The sequence below is a fragment of the Streptomyces sp. V4I2 genome, assembly GCF_030817655.1.
Classification (GTDB): Bacteria; Actinomycetota; Actinomycetes; order Streptomycetales; family Streptomycetaceae; genus Streptomyces; species Streptomyces plumbiresistens.
Window position 1 is genome coordinate 3,076,788 of sequence record NZ_JAUSZM010000003.1, and the last position, 22,110, is coordinate 3,098,897.

Here is a 22,110-nt window from a genome sequence, read left to right on the forward strand (position 1 = left end):
GACGTCAGTCCCTCAGACGGCCGGTACGCAGCGGCCGTCCTCCGTGCGGTACGTCCACTTCGCACCGTCACGGACCAGTTCCTTCACGGCGCCGACGAAACGCTCCACGTGCTCGTCGGGCGTGCCCGCGCCGAAGCTCACCCGGATTGCGTTGAGGGACTTCTCGCCGGGCGCGGCCTCGGGGGCACCGCACTCGCCCTGGCTGCGGGGGTCGCTGCCCAGCAGGGTACGGACGAGCGGGTGGGCGCAGAAGAGGCCGTCGCGGACGCCGATGCCGTACTCGGCGGAGAGCGCGGCGGCGAAGTGGGAGCTGTTCCAGCCCTCGACGACGAAGGAGATCACGCCGACCCGCGGGGCGTCGTCACCGAAGAGGGAGAGGACCCTGACCTCGGGGACCTCGGCGAGACCCGCGCGGACCGTGTCGATCAGGTGCTGCTCCCGGGCCACCAGCGTGTCGAAGCCGGCCTCGGTGAGGGCCTTGCAGGCGGAGGCGATGGCGTAGACGCCGATGACGTTGGGCGAGCCGGCCTCGTGGCGGGCGGCGCTCTCGTGCCACTCCACGTCCACTCCCCCGTCCTGGCGCCGCGTGACCTTGCGGCTGGCGCCGCCGCCCGCGAGGTACGGCTCGGCCGCGCGCAGCCAGTCGGCACGGCCGGCCAGGACGCCGGAGCCGAAGGGGGCGTACAGCTTGTGCCCGGAGAAGGCGACCCAGTCGACGTCGAGGTCCTGGACCGACACCGGGTGGTGCGGGGCCAGTTGGGCGGCGTCCAGGACGATCCGGGCGCCGTGCGCGTGCGCGGCGGCGGCCAGCTCCCGTACGGGCCACAGCTCACCGGTGACGTTCGAGGCGCCGGTCACGCAGACCAGGGCCGGGCCGTGCGGGTCACGGTCGGCGAGGGCGCGCTCCAGGGTCGCCACCGCCTGGCGCGGGGTGCGCGGGGCGTCGAGGTAGCTGACGCGGGCGTCCTGCCAGGGCAGCAGCGAGGCGTGGTGCTCGGTCTCGAAGACGAAGACCTGGCAGTCGGCCGGAAGCGCGGCGGCGAGCAGGTTGAGCGAGTCGGTGGTGGACCGGGTGAAGACCACCTGGTCGTCGGCTCGGCAGTCGAGGAACTCGGCGACCGTCGTGCGGGCGTTCTCGAAGAGGTCCGTGGACAGCTGGGAGAGGTAGCCGGCGCCCCGGTGGACGCTGCCGTAGTACGGGGCGTAGGCCGCCACGTCGTCCCACACGCGCTGCAGCGCCGGCGCGCTGGCCGCGTAGTCGAGCGCGGCGTAGGTGACCTCGCCGCCGGTGACGAGCGGGACGGTGACATCCCGGCCCAGAACGGGCAGCGCCCCCGAAATGTCACTGCAAAGGGACTGGGCGGCGGCAACGGTGGAGACAGACATGGCGAACTCCCGTGAGAGGCAGGTGAAATCACCGCGCGAGCGGACGTGGCTCAGCGCAGGAGAAGGTGAAAAGGGGTGTGCGGAGGCGGGGCTCTGCGGCCCTATCGCATTCGCTTGCTCACGGAAGGCTCCCTCGACGACCAGGACCCCTGGTACTGCGCTCGTTCAAGAGCCGCGAGGGGTCCGCGCTTGCCGTAGGCCTTGCTGCCCACGACCTGGTCTTCACCCGGGGCACCCCGCCACGGACGGAGGGTTGCCGGACAGTCGGCCGGGGCCTCATGACTGTCACTCATGACCTGGTTCAGAAACCTACGCGAAGTGATCGCGGTCCCGCAACCCGAGTCCGGATCGCGGGACATCACGACGTGCGGTGCTACGCGTTGCTGGCCGCCACCCACCGCTCCAGCGTCCGCTTGGCCGCGCCCGAGTCGATCGACTCGGCGGCCTTGGCCATGCCGACCCCGAGCTGCTCGGCCAGCGGCGCCCCGGTCGGCTCCAACGCCACCAGCGCCGCCGCCGAGTTCAGCAGTACGGCGTCCCGCACCGGCCCCGTCTCGCCGTCCAGCAGCCGCCGGGCGACCTCGGCGTTGTACGACGCGTCGGCGCCCCTGAGCGCCTGAACCGGCACCAGTTCGAGGCCGACGTCCCGCGGGTCGAAGGCCTCCTCGGCGACCTTGCCGTCGCGCACGACCCACACCCGGGAGGTGGCCGTGGTGGTCAGCTCGTCGAGGCCGTCGTCGCCGCGGAACACCAGCGCGGAGGAGCCGCGCTCGGCCAGTACGCCGGCGATGAGCCCCGCCATCCGGGTGTCGAAGCAGCCGATCGCCGAGGCGGTGACCTTGGCGGGGTTGGTCAGCGGCCCGAGGAGGTTGAAGGAGGTCGGGATGCCGAGGTCCCGCCGGACCGCGCCGACGAACCGCATCGAGGGGTGGAACTTGGCCGCGAAGCAGAAGGTGATCCCGGCCTCCTCCACCACCCGCGCGACCCCCTCGGGCGACAGGTCCAGGTTGATGCCGAGCTTCTCCAGCACGTCGGACGACCCGCTCGCCGAGGACGAGGCCCGGTTGCCGTGCTTGACGACCTTCGCCCCGGTACCCGCGATCACGATGGCGGACATCGTCGAGATGTTGACCGTCTTGGCCCGGTCACCGCCCGTACCGACGATGTCGACGGCGGGACCCGGGATGTCCAGCGGCTGCGCGTGCGCGTACATCGCCTCGACGAGACCGTTGATCTCCTCGACCGTCTCGCCCTTGGCCCGCAGCGCCACCATGAAGCCCGCGATCTGGGCGTCCGAGGCCTCGCCGCTCATGAAGCGGTCCATCGCCCAGGCCGTGTCGCCGGCGCTCAGGTCCCGCCCGCCGAGCAGTGCGCTCAGTACCTCGGGCCAGGAACGGTCCGCCGCGGTGTCGCCTCCAGCGGGGGTCACAGCGCTCATAAGCCGCTCCTGGGTGTAGTCCCGTCCGACGGGACGCGAATCTCGACGGGGTCCACCCTATCCAGCGACGGGCACGGCAAAGGGCCCCGTCCGGTCTTCGGACGGGGCCCCTACTAGAGCTCTACCGCGCGTGGCGAGCGCAGCGATCAGTGGTGGCCGTGGCCGCTCGTGATCTCCTTGTACTCCTCGACGGTCGGCTTGGGGATCTGGGCCTCTTCTCCGTAGTACGCCTCGCTCAGCTTGGCGCGCAGCTTCTCGGAGCCCTTCACCTTGCGCTCGACGCCGTTCTCGTCGACCGTCGGGCCGATCTGGGCCGGCACGTACTGCTCGTGCGCGGTGAGCGTGTGCAGCGCGTCCTGGCTGAGCGGCTCGTGCACCTCGATGAACTCACCGTGCGGCAGGCGCTTGATGATGCCCGACTCGCGGCCGTGCAGCACCTTGTCCTTGTCCCGGCGCTGGAGGCCGAGGCAGATCCGCTTGGTGATGACGAACGCGAGGACCGGGGCGACGAAGAACGCGATCCGCACGAACCAGGTGATGGCGTTGATCGACAGGTGGAAGTGGGTGGCCCAGAGGTCGTTTCCACCACCGATCAGCAGCACCATGTACCAGGTGATCCACGCGACACCGAAGGCCGTACGGGTCGGCACGTTGCGCGGGCGGTCCAGGATGTGGTGCTCGCGCTTGTCGCCGGTGACCCAGGACTCGATGAACGGGTAGACCGCGATCGCGACCAGGACCAGCGGGAAGATCACCAGCGGGATGAACACGCCCAGGACGAGCGTGTGGCCCCAGAAGTTGATCTCCCAGCCGGGCATGACACGGATCAGGCCCTCCGAGAAGCCCATGTACCAGTCGGGCTGGGCGCCGGTGGACACCTGGTCCGGGCGGTAGGGGCCCATGGACCAGATCGGGTTGATCGAGGCGATCGCCGAGATGGCCGCGATGACACCGAAGACCAGGAAGAAGAAGCCTCCGGCCTTGGCCATGTAGACCGGCAGCAGCGGCATGCCGACGACGTTCTTGTTCGACTTTCCGGGGCCCGCGAACTGGGTGTGCTTGTGGTAGAAGACCAGGATCAGGTGGGCGACCACCAGACCGAGCATGATGCCCGGCAGCAACAGCACGTGGATCGAGTAGAAGCGGGCCACGAAGTCGCCGCCCGGGAACTCGCCGCCGAAGAGGAAGAACGACAGGTACGTGCCGACGATCGGCACGGACAGGACCGCGCCCTCCATGAAGCGGACACCGGTGCCGGAGAGCAGGTCGTCCGGGAGCGAGTAACCGGTGAAGCCGGTGAACATGCCCAGGACGAACAGCAGGAAGCCGAACAGCCAGTTGACCTCACGCGGCTTGCGGAACGCACCCGTGAAGAAGACGCGCATCATGTGCACGAACATGCCGGCGAGGAAGATCAGCGCCGCCCAGTGGTGGATCTGCCGGATCAGCAGGCCACCGCGCACATCGAAGGAGATGTGCATGGTCGAGTTGAACGCCTCGGACATCAGCTGTCCCTGCAGCGGGACGTAGCTGCCGTGGTACTCCACCTCGTTCATCGACGGGTGGAAGAACAGCGTCAGATACACACCCGTGAGGATGATGATGATGAAGCTGTAGAGGCAGACCTCACCCAACATGAACGACCAGTGGTCGGGGAAGATCTTGCGCATGTTGGCCTTGGCCAGGGAGTAGATCCCCAGCCGGCCGTCGGCCCAGTCGGCGACGCGCTCGCCGGCCGGTGCCTTCTCGCGCGAACGCGAGTCCTTGGCGGTGGTCTCAGTGCTCATCCGCGCTCCCAGAAAGCAGGACCGACGGGCTCGTCGAAGTCGCCGAGCGCCTCGAGGTAGCCCTCGTCGTTCACACCGATGCGCAGCTGCGGCAGGGCGTGACCGGCGGGGCCGAAGATCACCCGGGCGCCGTCGGAGAGGTCGAAGGTGGACTGGTGACAGGGGCACAGCACGTGGTGCGTCTGCTGCTCGTACAGCGAGATCGGGCAGCCGACGTGGGTGCAGATCTTCGAGTACGCCACGATGCCCTCGTGCGACCACTCGAGTTCGCGCTTGTCCTTGATGTCGTCCGGCTGGATCCGGACGATCATCAGGGCGGCCTTGGCGATCTCGGTCTGGAACTCGTGGTCGTGCTCCTCCAGGCCCTCGGGCTTGGCGAAGGTCAGCGAGCCGACCGCGACGTCGGAGGCCCGCAGCGGCTCGTTGGTGTTCATGTTGACGAGCAGCTTGCCCTTGGACCACAGGGTGTGGCGGAGCTTGGTGCCCGGCAGCGGACCGAGGTCGCGCAGCAGCATGACGCCGGAGAGCGGGAACAGGGCCAGCGCGCCGAACATCGTGTTGCGGATCAGCTTGCGGCGGCCGAGCGCGGACTCCTTGGCGCCCTGTTTGAAGTCGGCCATGACCTTGGCCTTGACCTCGGGCTCCGCCTCGATCGGGTGCCGCTCGTCGGCGAGCTCCTCGTCGGACATCAGGGTGCGGGCCCAGTGGACCGCGCCCGCGCCGATCAGGAACAGCGCCGCACCGAGGGTCAGACCCAGGGCGAAGTTCAGCGCGTTGATGTGCCCGATCGGAAAGACGTAGATCGTCCTGTCGTGCGGGATCGCCACGTACGAGACGATGAAGCCGACGGTGGCCAGCATCGACAGCACGAACATCATGGCGACCGTACGCTCGGACCGCCTGGCGGCCCGCTCGTCGATGTCCTGGATGCGGTGCTCGTGGGGCGGCAGTCCGGGGTCGGCGAACGGGTTCTTCTCGTCCGCGACGCCCACCGCGCCGTGCCCATGGTCATTGTGTCCTGCGGACTGCTCAGCCGGCAGGTTCTCTTCTGGAATGTCTTGGCTACTCATGACTTCTTGGCCTTTGCGGTCCGAGCGGCGACCCAGACGGCGACCGCGATCAGCGAGCCGAGTCCGAAGATCCAGCCGAACAGGCCCTCGCTGACCGGCCCGAGTCCGCCCAGTTCGAGGCCGCCGGGGCTCTCGGTGTCCTCGCCGTTGACCGCGTCGAGGTACGCGATGATGTCCTGCTTGTTCTGCTCCGACAGCGTGGTGTCGGGGAAGGAGGGCATGTTCTGCGGGCCGGTCTGCATGGCCTCGTAGATGTGCTTCGGGGAGACGCCCTCGAGGTCGGGTGCGAACTTGCCGTGCGTGAGCGCGCCGCCCTTGCCGGTGAAGTTGTGGCACTGCGCGCAGTTGGTGCGGAACAGCTCGCCGCCCTTGGCGATGTCGGCGCCCTCGGGGCCGTACTGCGCCTCGGTCGGGACGTTCGGACCGGCACCCAGCGAGGAGATGTACGCCGCGAGCTGGTCGATCTCGGCCTGCGAGTAGATGTTCTTCTTCTTCGGGACCTGCGCGCCCGGCTGCTGGGCCGGCATACGGCCGGTGCCGACCTGGAAGTCGACGGCCGCGGCGCCCACGCCCACGAGGCTCGGACCGTCAGTGGTGCCCTGACCACCGGTGCCGTGGCAGCTGGCGCAGCCGACGGCGTAGAGCTTCTTGCCCTCGTCGATGGCCAGGGACTGGGCGGTTGTGTCTGCCTTCGCCTCGCTCGTGGGTGCGAGCAGGACGTACAGCCCCCCGGTGCATGCCAGCGCGAGGAGTAGGACGACGACCGCCGCCAACGGGTGGCGTCGTCGTGCGGAGAGCTTTTTCACGGATTACTCCGGTGTCAGGATCTTCTGCGTCGATGCTTCTGGAAGGTGCGGGAGCGGGCCCGGCTACTTGATCAAATAGATCGTGGCGAAGAGGCCGATCCAGACGACATCGACGAAGTGCCAGTAGTAGGACACGACAATGGCCGCGGTCGCCTGATCGTGGGTGAACCTCTTCGCCGCATAGGTGCGGCCGAGGACGAACAGGAAGGCGATGAGGCCGCCCGTCACGTGCAGGCCGTGGAAGCCGGTGGTCAGGTAGAAGACCGAGCCGTACGGGTCGGAGGAGAGCGAGAGCCCGTCCTTCTTGACCAGCTCGGTGTACTCGTACACCTGACCGCCGATGAAGATCGCACCCATGGCGAAGGTGACGATGAACCACATCCGGAGCTTCTTCACATCACCGCGCTCGGCGGCGAACACGCCGAGCTGACAGGTGAGGGAGGAGAGCACCAGGATCGTGGTGTTGGTCGCCGAGAACGGAAGGTTCAGGCTGTGCGCCATCTCCTTCCAGTGGTCGGGACCCGTCACCGATCGCAGGGTGAAGTACATCGCGAAGAGGGCCGCGAAGAACATCAGCTCGGAACTCAACCAGATGATGGTTCCGACGCTGGTGAGGTTCGGCCGGTTGACCGACGGGTGCGCGTGCCCGGTTTCTACTGTCGTTGCTGTCGCCACGACCGACATTATGTCGGTCGCTTATCCCGCCCTCACTCCCGGGGGTCCCGTTCGGAGCGTTCGCTGGGTGTGTACTGCCCGTATGGCCCACCGAAGCGGTGTTCCAACAGGTGTTGACGGGCAGTTCAAGGGAGTAGCATCCGCCGCATCGGGCTCCGCCCGTCTTGGCCCGTACGACGCTGACGTCACGGAGGAAGCATGCAGCCGACCGCCACGGTGCTGGTCTACAGCGACGACTCCAACACCCGCGAGCAGGTGCGGTTGGCCACCGGCAGGCGGCCGGCTCCCGACGTACCCGTCGTCGAGTTCCTGGAGTGCGCCACTCCGGCGGCCGTGCTCAAGGAGCTGGACAAGGGCGGGATCGATGTCTGCGTCCTGGACGGCGAGGCCGTACCGATGGGGGGCATGGGGATGTGCCGTCAGATCAAGGACGAGGTCTTCAACTGCCCGCCGGTGCTGCTGCTGATCGGGCGGCCGCAGGACGCGTGGCTGGCCACGTGGAGCCGTGCGGAGGCGGCTGTGACGCTGCCGGTGGATCCGGTGGAGTTCGCGGCGGCGCTGGCTTCCCTGTTGCGGGAGCGGAAGGCTCTGAGCGCCTAGGAGCGCGGTCTCAGACGCTCTGCGGCCGCAGCCTGGCCTGCTCCTGGGGACCCGGGCTCTCCGGGTTGCCGGCCAGCAGGGCGCTGCCGCCGCGCCAGTTCTTCCAGGCGAGGTTCCAGTCGCCGAAGCCGTTGCCGAAGCTCTCCATGGTGTTGCCGTCCGAGTTGACGACCTCGACGAGGTCTCCCTCGCGGACGTTCTTGAAGAACCAGGCGGCGTTGTCGGTGCTCATGCCGGTGCAGCCGTGGCTGACGTTGGCGTAGCCCTGGGAACCGACGGACCAGGGGGCGGCGTGGACGTACTCGCCGCTCCAGGTGACGCGGGTGGCGTAGTACACCGGTAGGTCGTACGACTCCGCAGAGCCCTCGGCTATGCCGATGCTGGTGCCGCGCATGCGTACGAAGTACTCCTTGCCCAGGACGACCTTGACGCCGTTGCGGGTCTCGAAGCCGGGCTTGCCGGTGGTGACGGGGATCGTCTTGATCGCCTCGCCGTTCTTGTAGACCGTCATCGAGTGGGACGAGGCGTCGGTCACCGCGATGACCCGGTCGCCCGTGGTGATCTTCAGCGGTTTAGAGGTGCCGCCCCACAGCCGGTCGCTGATCTTGATGCCGTCCAGGTTGCTACGGACCTGGATGGTGGCCCGGGCGGGCCAGTACTCCTTGGGGCGGTAATGGAGCTCCTTGTCGTCCACCCAGTGCCAGCCGCCGTCCACGGCGGGCATGGAGTCGACCTTGAGGGCGCGCTCGACGACGGCCCGCTGGGCCTTGTCCTTGACGGGTCCGCTCAGCTCGGCCGTGATGGGCTGGCCGACGCCGTACGTGCCCGCCTTGGGCCCGAAGGTCACCTTCAGGCGCTTCTTGGTGAGGGGCTTGCCGGTGTCGAAGTCGAGGACCCGGCGGCCGGGCGCGCCGTCCTCGTCCTCGGTGCTCACCCGGACCGTGTAGTGGGCGTTGGCGGCCAGCGGGGTGGTGCTGTGCCAGCGGCCGCCGTCGGCGGAGAGTTCGCCCGCCAGGTACCGTCCCGCCGAGTCCCTGGCCGTGACGTCCGTGATGCGGCCGTCGCCGTCCTCGGCGGTGATCTCTATGGGCTTGTCCGGGTCGGCCTTCTTGCCCTCTCCGGTGGGGCCGTTGAAGGCGATCTGGTCCGTCGCGTCGTACGGCGAGGCGGACAGTGGGTGGTCGTCGCTGCCGCAGGCGGTGACGCCCGCGCCGAGGGCGATCACCAGAAACGTGCAGGTGACGACGGTACGGGTGCGGGGTTCGTGGTTCATGACTTCACGCTAGGGAGCTTCGTCAAGCGCGGCGCGCTGGGTGACTCGTACGAGTGATCAGCATTGCGGCAAAAGCAGGAGCCCGGACGCTCCTGACGGAGTGTCCGGGCTCCTGAGAGCTCAGCTCGTGCTACTGGGTGCGGTTCTCACCGCGGTAGTACTCGAAGACCCAGCCCCACAGGCCGATCAGGATCAGCGGCGCCGAGAAGTACATCAGCCACCAGCCGATCGCGACCGACAGGAAGGCGAGCGCGCCGCCGACCGCGAGGGAGAGCGGCTGCCAGCTGTGCGGGCTGAAGAACCCGACCTCGCCGGCGTCGTCCGCGACGTCCGCTTCCTTGTTGTCCTGCGCACCCGCGTCGACCCGCCGGGCCGTGAAGCCCAGGTAGAAGCCGATCATGATGGACAGACCGAACGCCAGGAAGAGGGCCGTGGTGCCGGCCGGCTCCTTCGACCAGTAGCCATAGACGATCGCCATGACGAGGATGAAGACGCTCAGCCAGATGAACATCCTGCCCTGGATCTTCACTTGCCGGCCTCCTTGCCGCCGTTGCCGGCCAGAGCCTTGTCGCCGTGAGGCGCGTTCTCGAGCTGGTCGAGAGCGGCGATCTCGGGGTGGTGCAGGTCGAACGCCGGGGATTCGCTGCGGATCCGCGGCAGGGTGAGGAAGTTGTGCCGCGGGGGCGGGCAGGAGGTCGCCCACTCCAGCGAGCGGCCGTAGCCCCAGGGGTCGTCGACGCCGACCGGCTTGCCGTACTTCGCCGTCTTCCAGACGTTGTACATGAACGGCAGGATCGACAGGCCGAGCAGGAACGAGCTGATCGTCGAGATCGTGTTCAGGGCGGTGAAGCCGTCGGCCGCGAGGTAGTCCGCGTAACGACGGGGCATGCCCTCGGCACCCAGCCAGTGCTGGACCAGGAAGGTGCCGTGGAAGCCGATGAACAGCGTCCAGAAGGTGATCTTGCCGAGCCGCTCGTCGAGCATCTTGCCGGTCATCTTCGGCCACCAGAAGTGGAAGCCGGAGAACATCGCGAAGACGACGGTGCCGAAGACGACGTAGTGGAAGTGCGCCACCACGAAGTACGAGTCGGAGACGTGGAAGTCCATCGGCGGCGAGGCCAGGATGACACCGGTCAGACCACCGAAGGTGAAGGTGATCAGGAAGCCGGTGGCCCAGAGCATCGGGGTCTCGAAACTCAAGGACCCCTTCCACATCGTTCCGATCCAGTTGAAGAACTTCACGCCCGTTGGCACGGCGATGAGGAACGTCATGAAGGAGAAGAACGGCAGGAGCACACCGCCGGTGACGTACATGTGGTGCGCCCACACCGTCACGGACAGGCCCGCGATGGAGATCGTCGCCGCGATCAGGCCCATGTAGCCGAACATCGGCTTGCGGGAGAACACCGGGATGACTTCGGAAATGATGCCGAAGAACGGCAGCGCGATGATGTACACCTCTGGATGGCCGAAGAACCAGAAGAGGTGTTGCCAAAGTAGAGCGCCGCCGTTGGCGGAGTCGAAGACGTGCGCACCGAACTTGCGGTCCGCCTCCAGGGCGAACAGCGCGGCCGCGAGGACCGGGAAGGCGAGCAGGACCAGGACACCGGTCAGCAGCACGTTCCACACGAAGATCGGCATGCGGAACATGGTCATGCCCGGAGCGCGCATGCAGATGATGGTGGTGATGAAGTTGACCGAGCCGAGGATGGTGCCGAAGCCGGAGAAGGCCAGGCCCATGATCCACATGTCGGCGCCGATGCCCGGGGAGCGGACCGCGTCCGACAGCGGGCTGTAGGCGAACCAGCCGAAGTCGGCCGCGCCCTGCGGGGTGAGGAAGCCGCCGACCGCGATCAGCGAGCCGAACAGGTACAGCCAGTAGGCGAACATGTTCAGCCGGGGGAAGGCCACGTCCGGCGCGCCGATCTGCAGCGGCATGATCCAGTTCGCGAAGCCGGCGAACAGCGGCGTCGCGAACATCAGCAGCATGATCGTGCCGTGCATCGTGAACGCCTGGTTGAACTGCTCGTTCGACATGATCTGCAGGCCCGGACGGGCCAGCTCGGCGCGCATGAACAGCGCCATCACGCCACCGATGCAGAAGAACGCGAACGACGTGACCAGATACAGCGTGCCGATCGTCTTGTGGTCAGTGGTCGTCAGCCACTTGATCACGACGCTGCCACGGTTCTGGCGCCGGACCGGCAGCTCGTCCGTGTAGTGGGGCTCCGCCGCCGCGGCACCCTGGGGTTCGTTGAGGATGCTCACAGGTTGTTCGTCTCCCGGTTCTTCTCGTGGCTCGTCTGCGCGATGCCGGCGGGAACGTAACCGGTCTGCCCCTTCTTGGCGAGGTCCTTGAGGTGCTGCTCGTAGCGCTCGGGGGAGACGACCTTCACGTTGAACAGCATCCGGGAGTGGTCGACGCCGCACAGTTCGGCGCACTTGCCTCGGAAGGTGCCCTCCTTGTTGGGGGTCACCTCGAAGGCGTTGGTGTGGCCCGGGATGACGTCCTGCTTCATCAGGAACGGCAGCACCCAGAAGGAGTGGATGACGTCACGTGAAGTGAGGACGAAGCGGACCGTCTTGCCCTCCGGGAGCCAGAGGGTCGGGCCGGGGTTGCCGTTCTGCGGGTTCCGCGTGCTGGGCGTGCCGACGTCGTAGACGCCGCCGGCGTTGGCCGGGAAGTCCTCCTTGAACCGGTCCGGAATGGCGTCCAGGTTCTTGTCGGTCTTCGCGTCACCCGTGGAGCCTTCGACGGGCTCGACGTAGTTGAAGCCCCAGCTCCACTGGAAGCCGACCACGTTGACCGTGACGTCCGGCTTCTTCTTGAGGCTGAGGATCTCGGACTCGTCGCGAGCCGTGAAGTAGAAGAGCACCGAGACGATGATGAGCGGGACCACCGTGTACAGCGCCTCGATGGGCATGTTGTACCGGGTCTGCGCCGGGACCTCGACCTTGGTGCGGGTGCGCCGGTGGAAGAACGCACTCCAGAGGATCAGGCCCCACACCAGCACGCCGACGGCGAGCGCGGCAGCCCAGGAGCCCTGCCACAGGGAGAGGATCCGCGGAGCCTCTTCCGTGGTCGGGGTGGGCATACCAAGGCGGGGGAAGTCCTTGTATGTGCAACCGGTCGCGGTCGCCAGGACCAGGCCGGCGGTCATCGCCTGCAGCAGCTTCCGCCGCATCGGGCGCCGCGGCGAGCGGTCGGAGCCGTTGGGACTCACGTAGCGCCTTCCCGAGAGTCTCGCCCGCGCGGATTGAGCTGCGGCCTTCTCGCTGGTCGGTCGCCGCCCTGCGTCGGGCAGGGGTTTGGATGTTTATGCGGACCAAACCCTAGCCGACGCGATTTGGGGGTGCGCGGGGAGGGGTCGGCAACTCGCCGTGGGTTGTGCGGGGCGCCCAGTCGCTCGGAAGGTTCTGTGAGTTGGCGGCACGGGTGCGTCGTGGTTTCTCGCGCAGTTCCCCGCGCCCCTTCGGGGCGCATAGCGTTGCTGTATGTCCTACCTTGATGCCGCTTCCTCTGCTCCTCTTCATCCCGTTGCCCGTCAGGCTCTGATGGCTTCACTCGACGAGGGGTGGGCGGATCCTGCCCGGCTTTACCGGGAGGGGCGGCGGGCGCGGATGTTGCTGGACGCGGCGCGGGAGGCCGCGGCCGAGGCCGTCGGGTGCCGGCCGGACGAACTGGCGTTCACCCCCTCCGGTACGCGGGCCGTGCACTCCGGGATCGCCGGGGCGCTCGCGGGGCGGCGGCGGGTCGGGCGTCACCTGATCGTGTCAGCCGTCGAACACTCCTCGGTGCTCCATTCGGCCGAAGTGCACCAGGCGGACGGCGGGTCGGTGACCGAGGTGCCGGTGCTGCGTTCGGGAGCGGTGACCGTGGAGGCGTACGCGGAGGCTCTGCGGCCCGACACCGCGCTGGCCTGTCTTCAGTCGGCCAATCACGAGGTGGGGACGGAGCAGCCGGTGGCGGGCGTCGCCGAGGTGTGCCGGGCGGCCGGGGTGCCGTTGCTGGTGGACGCGGCCCAGTCGCTCGGGTGGGGACGGGTCGAGGGTGACTGGTCGCTGCTGGCGGCGAGCGCGCACAAGTGGGGCGGGCCGTCGGGGGTCGGGCTGCTCGTGGTGCGCAAGGGAGTGCGGTTCGCTGCTCAAGGGCCCGTGGACGAGCGGGAGTCGGGGCGGGCGGCCGGGTTCGAGAACATTCCGGCGATCGTGGCGGCCGCGGCCTCGCTGCGGGCGGTGCGGGCCGAGGCGGCGCAAGAGGCTGCGCGGCTGCGGGAGCTGACGGAGCGGATCCGGGCCCGGGTGCCGCGGCTGGTGCCGGACGTGGAGGTGGTCGGCGATCCGGAGCGGCGGCTGCCCGGTGTCGTCACCTTCTCCTGTCTCTATGTCGACGGGGAGACACTGCTGCACGAGCTGGACCGCGCCGGTTTCTCCGTCTCGTCCGGATCATCCTGTACGAGCAGCACGCTGACGCCCAGCCATGTGCTGAAGGCGATGGGGGTGCTGAGTGAGGGGAATGTGCGGGTCTCGCTGCCGCTGGGGGCACCGGAGGAGGACGTGGAGCGGTTCCTGGAGGTGCTGCCGGGGGCGGTGGCCGGGGTCAGGGAGAAGCTGGGAGCGCCGGTCGCCGAGGCCGTCGTACGTGACGACGCCCTGGTCGTCGACTCGCTGGGCAAGCGCTGCCCGATCCCGGTCATCGAGCTGGCCAAGGTCATCGGCGAGGTGCCGGTGGGCGGCCTCGTCCGGGTGCTCTCGGACGACGAGGCCGCGCGGCTGGACATCCCGGCATGGTGCGAGATGCGGGGCCAGGAGTACGTCGGTGAGGAGCCGGCGGACCGGGGTTCGGCCTATGTGGTCCGCCGACTCTCGTGACTACGCGAGGTGCTTCTGGACCTCGGCGGCGGCTTCGTCGCCGTACGCCTTGGTGAAGCGCTCCATGAAGTGGCCGCGGCGCAGCTGGTACTCCTGGGTGCCGACCGTCTCGATGACGAGCGTGGCGAGCATGCAGCCGACCTGGGCGGCGCGCTCCAGGGAGACGCCCCAGGCGAGGCCGGAGAGGAAGCCGGCGCGGAAGGCGTCGCCGACGCCGGTGGGGTCGGCCTTGCGCTCCTCCTCCGGGCAGCCGACGACGATCGGCTCCTCGCCGGCCCGCTCGATGCGGACGCCCTGTGCGCCGAGGGTGGTGACGCGGTGACCGACCTTCGACAGGATCTCCTCGTCCGTCCAGCCCGTCTTGGACTCGATGAGGCCCTTTTCGTACTCGTTCGAGAAGAGGTACGTCGCCCCGTCCAGCAGTATCCGGATCTCGTCGCCGCCCATGCGGGCGATCTGCTGGGAGAAGTCGGCGGCGAAGGGGATGGACCGGGAGCGGCACTCCTCCGTGTGGCGGAGCATCCCCTCCGGGTCGTCGGCGCCGATCAGCACCAGGTCGAGGCCGCCGACGCGGTCGGCGACGGTCTTGAGCTCGATGAGGCGGGCCTCGCTCATCGCGCCGGTGTAGAAGGAGCCGATCTGGTTGTGGTCGGCGTCGGTGGTGCACACGAAGCGGGCGGTGTGCAGCGTCTCGGAGATGCGTACCGAGGCGGTGTCGACGCCGTGCCGGTCCAGCCAGGCGCGGTACTCGTCGAAGTCGAAGCCCGCGGCCCCGACCAGGATCGGCGCGGTGCCCAGCTGGCCCATGCCGAAGGCGATGTTGGCGCCGACGCCGCCCCGGCGGACGTCGAGGTTGTCGACCAGGAAGGAGAGCGAGACCGTGTGCAGTTGGTCCGCGACGAGCTGGTCGGCGAAGCGGCCGGGGAAGGTCATGAGGTGGTCGGTGGCGATGGAGCCGGTGACTGCGATGCGCACGGCGTTGACTCTCCTGTGGGGAGACGGGAGGGCGGGTTGACGGTTCACGCTATCGGGTTGGTGCGGGGCTCTGCGAGGCACTGATGGGCACTGAAGAGGTCAAAACTACCCGATAGTAGATCTTTCTTCGCCGGCTCGACCGTGCCTACCGTGCCGTTATGACGAACCTCGAGGTCCATGCTCCCGTCCCGGCCGACCTGGACGGCGACCTGGCGTCGCTGCGCGGCGACTGCGCGCGGATGGCTCCCCACTGGGCGGTTCCCGACCGGATCACAGCTCTTCCCGTCTCCCCCTCGCGCATCCACGGCGTGACCGTGCCCCCGGCGTCGGCGCGGCTGCTGGACGCGATGTCGGAGTACGGAGACTGAGGCAGCGCTTTTAAGGGAACCGCGCGCTCCCCCGCTGCGTCCCATCGGCGTCCCCCGTAAAGGGGATGCGGGATACGACCCGTGGGCCGACTTCTTTGACAGGGTCGGGTCAGGGTTACGGGACAGATGCACAGCCGAAGGAGCGATGCGGTGAACACCGAGCGACCCGACAACGACGACGTCGGCCCGGAGGACGGCGCCGCCGAGAAGGCCGGTACGCCGCGGGACGCCGATGCCTCCACCGGGCCCGCCGCGCAGGAGGGCGCCCCGGAGCGGGAGGAGACGCCGGACGCTCCCGGGTCTGCCTCGGAGCGGGAGGAGCCCCGGGAAGCCGGCGAGCCGGACCTGGAGCGGGGAGAAGCCCCGGAAGCCGCTGCCACGGCCTCGGAGCGGGAAGAAGCCCCGGAAGCAGGTGAGCCGGCCCCGGAGCCGGAGGAAGCTCCCGAAGCCGCCGAGGCGCCCTCGGAGCAGGAAGCCTTCGCAAACGCCCCTGAGACCGACGCCTCCTCGGCCTCCGAGCCCGACCTGCCCCCGGCTCCCGACACCGACGTGTCCTCCGCCGCCCCTGAGTCCCACGCGTCCCCGGCTCCGGACGCCACCGCGCCCGCCAGCGACGGTCCCCACGCCGATGCCCGACCCCGGCGCCGCCCCACCCTGGTCGCCGCCTCCGTGGCCGCCGCCGTGCTGCTCGTCGGGGGTGGCGGGGCGTACCTCGCCACCTCCGCCTCCGGGGGTTCCGGCGACCGTGCGACGTCCGGGGCCGGCGGCGACGGCACTCCCCCGCCGCTCGCCCTCGACGGCTACTCCGAGGGCGCCGGCTCGAACGGCATCGCGCCCGGCGAGCCCAACCCGTACGGCGCCACCTACCGCGCCGACGGCACGCTCCCAAAGGGGCCCGGCTCGGCGCCCGTGTACCGGTCGGCCGGCACCGTCAGCGAGGAGCAGGTGGCCGGGCTGGCGAAGGCGCTCGGCGTCGAGGGGAAGCCGGTGGTGCAGGGGCAGGCCTGGACGGTCGGGGCGCAGGACGGGGCGGGGCCGAGTCTGCAGGTGGACCGGCAGGCGCCGGGCACCTGGACGTTCCACCGGTACGCGCCCGGCCCCGATGCCTGCCAGAGCGAGACCATGTGTGCGAGCGACCCCGTGGACCCGTCCGCCGACCCGGTGAGCGAGGCGGTCGCGAAGCAGGCGGCCGCGCCCGTGCTGAAGGCGTTGGGTCAGGACGACGCGAAGCTGGACGCGAGCCAGGTGGCGGGCGACCACCGGATCGTGAACGCCGATCCGGTGGTCGGCGGGCTGCCCACGCACGGCTGGACGACCGGCGTCACCGTCGGCGCCCAGGGCGAGGTGGTGGGCGGCAACGGCCAGTTGCGGACGCCGGTGAAGGGCGACACGTACCCCGTGCTGAGCGCGGAGAAGACCCTGGGCCTGATGAACGCGGCGCCGGGCACCGACCCCCGCATGGGCATCGGCGGCTGCGCCAGCCCCGTACCGCTGAAGGACCAGGCGGAAGCCCCCTGCGGAGAGTCCGCCACCGCACCGAAGGCGGAGCGGAAGGCGACGATCACGGTCGAGAAGGCCGTGTTCGGACTGGCGTCGCAGTCCGTGGACGGGCGGCAGGCGCTGGTGCCGTCCTGGCTGTTCGAGGTGCGGGCGACGGGCGCGCAGGACACCTTCGAGGTGACGTATCCGGCGGTCGATCCGGAGTACCTGACGTCCACGACGGCGTCCGCACAGCCCAGCCCGCGGCCGACGTCGCCCGGTGACGAGCCGACGGCCGCGCCGGCCACCCGGGACGTCCAGGTGGAGGGCTACACGGCCGAGGGGACGGAGCTGACCGTGAGCTTCACCGGCGGGGTGTGCGCCGACTACAAGGCGACGGCGATCGAGGGCACGGACGAGGTGACGGTCACGGTGACCGAGACGCCCTGGCCGGACAAGGTCTGCATCATGATCGCCAAGGTGTACCACCAGACCGTGCAGCTGGACGAGCCGCTCGGCGCCCGCAAGGTCGTGGGCGCGGCCGGCAAGGAGATCCCGCTGGAGAAGTCGGGGGCGCGGCTCCCGGAGACGTCCGGGGCGCGGTAGCGCGGCACCGGACATGCGCGAAGGCGGCGGCCCTGTCGGAGGGGGCCGCCGCCTTCTTGCCGCTCAGCGGCAGTTCAGCTGTGGGGCTTAGCTGAAGGAGTCGCCGCAGGCGCAGGAGCCCGTCGCGTTCGGGTTGTCGATCGTGAAGCCCTGCTTCTCGATGGTGTCGACGAAGTCGATGGAGGCGCCGCCCAGGTACGGGGCGCTCATGCGGTCGGTGACGACCTTGACACCGCCGAAGTCCTTCAGCACGTCGCCGTCGAGCGAACGCTCGTCGAAGAAGAGCTGGTAGCGCAGGCCGGAGCAGCCGCCGGGCTGAACGGCGACGCGCAGGGCCAGGTCGTCACGGCCTTCCTGGTCGAGCAGGGCCTTGACCTTCGCCGCGGCGGCGTCGGACAGGATGATGCCGTCGGTGACGGTGCTGGTCTCGTCCGATACGGACATCTACATCTCTCCCGGGTTGTACGGAGACTGCTTGCCGACGGTTGCAACCGTCGGGGCCGCGGATTCATTCCGGGCCGGGCACTTCTTTCGCCTGTTCCTTCATGCTCGCACACCCGCGCCGAAGCGAACAGCGACCCAGGTGGGGCTCGGATCCCGGCTTCGGGATTCACGTCACATCGACGTTATGACCATCGTCAAAGTGACGTGAAGCGGGTTATGATAGATAACGTCAGTTCGACGAAAAGTAGAAAGGGTGCGTGACGTGACCACCGCCCAGACCACGGAGCTCGACGTACAGCCGACTCCGCTCGCCCTGTTGCTGCTCGGCCGCGAGGCCGACCCGAGGAGCGAGCGGGGCGTCGAGTGTCCCGGCGACCTGCCCTCGCCCTCCGATCCGGACCTGGTCGAGCGCGCCCGCGCGGCCAAGGAGAAGCTCGGCGACAAGGTGTTCGTCCTCGGCCACCACTACCAGCGCGACGAGGTCATCCAGTTCGCCGACGTCACGGGCGACTCCTTCAAGCTGGCCCGCGACGCGGCCGCCCGCCCGGAGGCCGAGTACATCGTGTTCTGCGGTGTGCACTTCATGGCCGAGTCCGCGGACATCCTGACGTCCGACGACCAGAAGGTGGTCCTGCCCGACCTCGCCGCCGGCTGCTCGATGGCCGACATGGCGACGGCCGAGCAGGTCGCCGAGTGCTGGGACGTGCTGACCGAGGCCGGCATAGCCGAGCAGGTCGTGCCCGTCTCGTACATGAACTCCTCCGCGGACATCAAGGCGTTCACCGGCAAGCACGGCGGCACGATCTGCACGTCGTCGAACGCCCAGCGGGCCCTGGAGTGGGCCTTCGAGCAGGGGGAGCCCCATTCAACAAAGGTGCTCTTCCTGCCCGACCAGCACCTCGGCCGCAACACCGCCGTGCGGGACCTGGGGATGTCGCTGGAGGACTGCGTCCTCTACAACCCGCACAAGCCCAACGGCGGCCTGACCGCCGAGCAGCTGCGCGCCGCGAAGATGATCCTGTGGCGGGGCCACTGCTCGGTGCACGGCCGCTTCAGCCTGGAGTCGGTGCGGGATGTGCGCGAGCGCATCCCCGGCGTCAACGTCCTCGTCCACCCCGAGTGCAAGAACGAGGTCGTGGCGGCCGCGGACTACGTCGGCTCGACCGAGTACATCATCAAGGCGCTGGAGGCCGCTCCGGCCGGTTCCAAGTGGGCCATCGGGACCGAGCTGAACCTCGTACGCCGCCTGGCGAACCGTTTCGCTCCCGAGGGCAAGGAGATCGTCTTCCTCGACAAGACGGTCTGCTTCTGCTCGACGATGAACCGCATCGACCTCCCCCACCTGGTGTGGACCCTGGAGTCCCTCGCCGAGGGCAACCTGGTCAACCGCATCGAGGTCGACAAGGAGACCGAGGCGTTCGCGAAGCTGGCGCTGGAGCGGATGCTGGCGCTGCCGTAGCCCGCTGCCCGGCCCCGTTCATCCCGCGGCGGGTTTCCGCTCGGGGTGGGCGGGGTCGAGGCTGAAGACGGTGCCGTTCGGCGTGAACACGACGAGCGCGCCCTCGTGGAGCAGCACCTCGGGCGGGTACAGGCTGGACACCACCGACTCGGTGCGCGGCAGTGTCTCCCACAGCACCGTTCCCCGACGGCCGTCGAGGGCCGCGACGCGGCCGCTGGCACTGGCCATGTACAGGACACCGGCCCGCGGGTCGTACCGTGCCTCTCCCGGTTGTTCCAGGCTGGTGCTGGTCTTCCACAGCTCCTTGCCCGTACGCGCCGACACGGCGGTCACCTGTCCGTCGGACTCGGTGAACCACAGGGTGCTGTCCGTCAGCGTCACGTTGTCCCCGTACGTGTCCGCCAGCTTCGTCGAGGTACGCGCGCCGGTTTTCGGGTCCACCAGCAGGATCCGGGTGTACGTCAGGTCCTCCGCGTCCATCTCCATCAGGAGCAGCCGGTCGTCGAGGGCCCCGAGGATGCCGCTGGTGGCCGGGATGTTCAGGGTCCGCACCGAACCGTCGGTCCGGTCCACCTCCAGGAGCCGGGCGGTCTTCTGATCGGCCTCGGCCGGGCTGCAGTTCGCGTACAGCCCGTCGCCGGCCGTCAGGAACGAGCAGTAGTAGCCGGCGGGCAGCGGGGCGGTCCAGCGCACGGCGCCGGTGCGCGGCGACCGGGCCGTCGCCTCCCGGCCGGTGTCGGAGGTCAGGACGATGTCGCCGGACAGGACCAGCTCGAGGTCCGCCTCGTTCACCCTGCGGTGCCACCGCTCGGCGCCGGTCTCGACGTCGAGGGCGAAGACGTCGACCGGGTCGGTCTCGGCGGCTTCGCTGGAGATGGACTGGCGCAGGAGCAGCGTGCCGTCCTGGACGCCGAGCAGCGAGGCGGAGTACATCCCGCTCTCGATCCGGGACGGTGCGACCTCGGCGCGCCAGACGGTCTGGCCGGTCCGGGCGTCCAGGCGTACCGGAAGGATGCTCTCGCCCACGCAGTAGACGGCGTCCTCGTGCAGCAGACACTCGGGCTCGCCCGACAGCAGGCCCTCCTGCGCTCCCAGCGCCTTCTTGACGCCGAGCGGCGCCGTCTTGAACACCGTCGTCTCCCACGGCTTCCAGCCGCTGGGCGGCGCCGACCACCGCGAGGCCGTCCCGCCGCCGCTCTCCGCCCATCCCGGCCCGAGCATCAGATAGGCCGTCAGTCCGAGGGCGAGCGCGCCGACCGTGCCGGTGGCGGCCAGCAGCGGGCGGATACGGCGGCCCCGGCGGCCGGTGCCGGGGCCGGTGCCGACCGTCGCGTCGGCGAGGGTCCCGAGGTGGGTGTCCGGCGTGGCCGGCAGCTCCCGCAGGCGCAGCGACACGGTGGCCGGGTCGCCCGCGTCCGGTTCGGGCAGGGCGGTGGCGAACTCCCGGGCCAGCTCGTCGAGTCCGGGCCGCTGCGTGGCCTCCTTGACCAGACAGCGCTCCAGGACCCCGCGCAGCGGCTGCCCCACCCCGTCCAGCACGGGTTCGTCGTGGACCACCCGGTAGGCCGTGAGATAGGGGCTGTCGGTGTCGAACGGGCCCCGCCCGGTCGTGGCGTACACCAGCAGCGCGCCGAGCGAGAAGACGTCGGAGGCCGGGCCGACCGTTCGGGCGTCGGTGAGCTGCTCCGGGGACATGAACGGCGGGGTGCCGATCATCTGGCCGGTCTCGGTGAGGGTGTTGTGGTTCTCCGCCGCGCGGGAGATGCCGAAGTCGATGACGCGGGGGCCGCCCTCGGCCATCAGGACGTTCGCCGGCTTCAGGTCCCGGTGCACCACACCGGCCCGGTGGATGTCCCTCAGAGCCTCCACCAAACCCAGCGCAAGCTGCCGCAGTTCGCCGCCGCGGAGCGCGCCCCGGTCGCGGATCCGCTGGGCTAGCGAGCTTCCGGGCACGTACTGGGTCGCCATCCAGGGCCGGGCCGCGTCCGGGTCGGCGTCCACGACCGGGGCGGTGAAGGCGCCGCTCACCTTGCGGACGGCCTCGATCTCCTGCCGGAACCGGGTGCGGAAGACGGCGTCCTCGGCGTACTGGGCGTGCACCACCTTGACGGCGACCTCGCGGCCCGACCGCGATCTGCCCCGGTAGACGGCTCCCATGCCGCCGGCGCCGAGGCGGTCGACCAGCTTGTACCCGCCGACCGACCTCGGGTCGTCCTTGTGCAGTGGCACCGTCCGAATTCCCTTCCCCCGCAAAGCCGTTCGGGCCACAGGATACGTAACGGGGAAACGGGCAAGGCCGGGACGGCGAACCATGGGGGTTCGCCGCCCGGCCTGTCCGGACGGATCAGACGGACACGGGCTCCGGCTCGTCCGACGGCGCCTGCCGGGACGACTCCCCGGCCTTCCGCGCCCGCTTCTCCTCGCGCTTCCTCGCGGTCCGGTTGCTGCCGTCCTCGTCGAAGGAGCCGGCCCGGACGGTCGCGCCGCCCGCCTGGAGCGCCGGCGTGAGGGCCTGCGTGCTCAGGCCCGCCTCGGCGAGCTTCGCGTCGTCGGGGGATGACGGTGACCTGGAGGTCCCGTACACCGTCGACGGTCACCTGGCCGACGCCGTCGATGGCCTTCAGGTCCGGTACGACGGTCCGGTGAGCCGGTCGGCCAGCGCCTGCTGGCCCTGGTCGGAGGTGACGGCGAGGACGACGGTCGGGACGTCGTCCGTCGATCCCGCGACGACCTGCGGGTCCACGTCGTCCGGGAGCTGGACGCGGGCGCGGTTGACGGCCTGCTGGACGTCGGCGACGAGCTGCTGGGTGTCGTTGCCGTAGTCGAAGGACGCCATGATCACGGCGTCGCCCTCGCTGGCAGTGACGCAACT

General features: G+C 69.5%; 18 protein-coding genes, 1 pseudogene and 1 riboswitch. Of the genes and pseudogenes, 5 read left to right on the top strand and 14 right to left on the bottom strand.

What is annotated here, in order from left to right; genetic code table 11:
* Positions 1 to 12: 12 nt before the first annotated feature.
* The 6 genes from QFZ76_RS15020 to QFZ76_RS15045 form a co-directional block, all read right to left on the bottom strand.
* Positions 13 to 1,386, bottom strand: a complete 1,374-nt coding sequence (locus QFZ76_RS15020) for an aminotransferase class V-fold PLP-dependent enzyme (RefSeq protein ID WP_307674204.1) — start codon at positions 1,384 to 1,386, stop codon at positions 13 to 15.
* A gap of 180 nt (positions 1,387 to 1,566) precedes the next feature.
* Positions 1,567 to 1,683, bottom strand: a riboswitch (SAM riboswitch).
* A 76-nt stretch (positions 1,684 to 1,759) separates the two neighbouring features.
* Complete coding sequence (gene trpD, locus QFZ76_RS15025) at positions 1,760 to 2,824, bottom strand: anthranilate phosphoribosyltransferase (RefSeq protein WP_307674205.1); 1,065 nt, start codon at positions 2,822 to 2,824, stop codon at positions 1,760 to 1,762.
* A gap of 146 nt (positions 2,825 to 2,970) precedes the next feature.
* Positions 2,971 to 4,611, bottom strand: coding sequence for a cytochrome bc complex cytochrome b subunit (locus QFZ76_RS15030; protein WP_307674206.1), 1,641 nt, complete (start codon positions 4,609 to 4,611; stop codon positions 2,971 to 2,973).
* Entirely contained in the window at positions 4,608 to 5,681 is a 1,074-nt protein-coding gene (locus tag QFZ76_RS15035; RefSeq protein WP_307674207.1) for a ubiquinol-cytochrome c reductase iron-sulfur subunit, read from the bottom strand. The genes QFZ76_RS15030 and QFZ76_RS15035 overlap by 4 nt, the downstream gene beginning before the upstream one ends.
* Positions 5,678 to 6,487, bottom strand: a complete 810-nt coding sequence (locus tag QFZ76_RS15040) for a c-type cytochrome (protein WP_307674208.1) — start codon at positions 6,485 to 6,487, stop codon at positions 5,678 to 5,680. Before QFZ76_RS15040 ends, QFZ76_RS15035 begins: the two co-directional genes overlap by 4 nt.
* A gap of 63 nt (positions 6,488 to 6,550) precedes the next feature.
* Positions 6,551 to 7,171 (bottom strand): heme-copper oxidase subunit III, encoded by a 621-nt coding sequence (locus tag QFZ76_RS15045; protein WP_307674209.1) that lies wholly within the window; start codon positions 7,169 to 7,171, stop codon positions 6,551 to 6,553.
* 189 nt (positions 7,172 to 7,360) lie between these two features.
* On the opposite strand from QFZ76_RS15045, the gene QFZ76_RS15050 reads away from it, so the two are divergent.
* Complete coding sequence (locus QFZ76_RS15050; RefSeq protein ID WP_307674210.1) at positions 7,361 to 7,762, top strand: hypothetical protein; 402 nt, start codon at positions 7,361 to 7,363, stop codon at positions 7,760 to 7,762.
* Positions 7,763 to 7,772: 10 nt separating this feature from the next.
* On the opposite strand, the gene QFZ76_RS15055 is transcribed toward QFZ76_RS15050, so the two are convergent.
* The 4 genes from QFZ76_RS15055 to coxB all read right to left on the bottom strand — a co-directional run bounded on the left by QFZ76_RS15055 (position 7,773) and on the right by coxB (position 12,259).
* Positions 7,773 to 9,035, bottom strand: coding sequence for an Ig-like domain-containing protein (locus tag QFZ76_RS15055; protein ID WP_307674211.1), 1,263 nt, complete (start codon positions 9,033 to 9,035; stop codon positions 7,773 to 7,775).
* Between the two features lie 130 nt (positions 9,036 to 9,165).
* Positions 9,166 to 9,564 carry a cytochrome c oxidase subunit 4 gene (locus QFZ76_RS15060; protein WP_266440798.1) on the bottom strand — a complete coding sequence of 133 codons (399 nt, stop codon included), beginning with the start codon at positions 9,562 to 9,564 and terminating at the stop codon, positions 9,166 to 9,168.
* Complete coding sequence (gene ctaD, locus QFZ76_RS15065; protein WP_307674212.1) at positions 9,561 to 11,303, bottom strand: cytochrome c oxidase subunit I; 1,743 nt, start codon at positions 11,301 to 11,303, stop codon at positions 9,561 to 9,563. Before ctaD ends, QFZ76_RS15060 begins: the two co-directional genes overlap by 4 nt.
* Positions 11,300 to 12,259, bottom strand: coding sequence for a cytochrome c oxidase subunit II (coxB, locus tag QFZ76_RS15070; protein ID WP_307674213.1), 960 nt, complete (start codon positions 12,257 to 12,259; stop codon positions 11,300 to 11,302). Before coxB ends, ctaD begins: the two co-directional genes overlap by 4 nt.
* 271 nt (positions 12,260 to 12,530) lie before the next feature.
* Here coxB and QFZ76_RS15075 point away from each other — a divergent pair, with 271 nt between their 5' ends.
* Positions 12,531 to 13,907, top strand: a complete 1,377-nt coding sequence (locus QFZ76_RS15075; protein ID WP_307674214.1) for a cysteine desulfurase/sulfurtransferase TusA family protein — start codon at positions 12,531 to 12,533, stop codon at positions 13,905 to 13,907.
* On the opposite strand, the gene QFZ76_RS15080 is transcribed toward QFZ76_RS15075, so the two are convergent.
* Complete coding sequence (locus tag QFZ76_RS15080) at positions 13,908 to 14,882, bottom strand: carbohydrate kinase family protein (RefSeq protein ID WP_266440783.1); 975 nt, start codon at positions 14,880 to 14,882, stop codon at positions 13,908 to 13,910.
* 158 nt (positions 14,883 to 15,040) lie between these two features.
* On the opposite strand from QFZ76_RS15080, the gene QFZ76_RS15085 reads away from it, so the two are divergent.
* Both QFZ76_RS15085 and QFZ76_RS15090 read left to right on the top strand, forming a co-directional pair.
* Complete coding sequence (locus tag QFZ76_RS15085) at positions 15,041 to 15,250, top strand: hypothetical protein (protein WP_307674215.1); 210 nt, start codon at positions 15,041 to 15,043, stop codon at positions 15,248 to 15,250.
* 150 nt (positions 15,251 to 15,400) lie between these two features.
* A complete protein-coding gene (locus tag QFZ76_RS15090; RefSeq protein ID WP_307674216.1) occupies positions 15,401 to 17,335 on the top strand; it encodes a hypothetical protein in 1,935 nt (644 codons plus the stop codon).
* An 87-nt stretch (positions 17,336 to 17,422) separates the two neighbouring features.
* Here QFZ76_RS15090 and QFZ76_RS15095 read toward each other — a convergent pair whose 3' ends face one another.
* Complete coding sequence (locus QFZ76_RS15095) at positions 17,423 to 17,779, bottom strand: iron-sulfur cluster assembly accessory protein (RefSeq protein ID WP_030596804.1); 357 nt, start codon at positions 17,777 to 17,779, stop codon at positions 17,423 to 17,425.
* A gap of 262 nt (positions 17,780 to 18,041) precedes the next feature.
* Here QFZ76_RS15095 and nadA point away from each other — a divergent pair, with 262 nt between their 5' ends.
* A complete protein-coding gene (nadA, locus tag QFZ76_RS15100) occupies positions 18,042 to 19,238 on the top strand; it encodes a quinolinate synthase NadA (RefSeq protein WP_307674217.1) in 1,197 nt (398 codons plus the stop codon).
* Between the two features lie 18 nt (positions 19,239 to 19,256).
* Here the strand turns inward: nadA and QFZ76_RS15105 are convergent, their stop codons facing one another.
* Positions 19,257 to 21,467, bottom strand: a complete 2,211-nt coding sequence (locus tag QFZ76_RS15105; RefSeq protein ID WP_307674218.1) for a protein kinase — start codon at positions 21,465 to 21,467, stop codon at positions 19,257 to 19,259.
* A gap of 199 nt (positions 21,468 to 21,666) precedes the next feature.
* Positions 21,667 to 22,101 (bottom strand): annotated as a pseudogene (locus tag QFZ76_RS15110) (efflux RND transporter permease subunit); the annotation flags it as partial.
* Positions 22,102 to 22,110 lie beyond the last annotated feature (9 nt).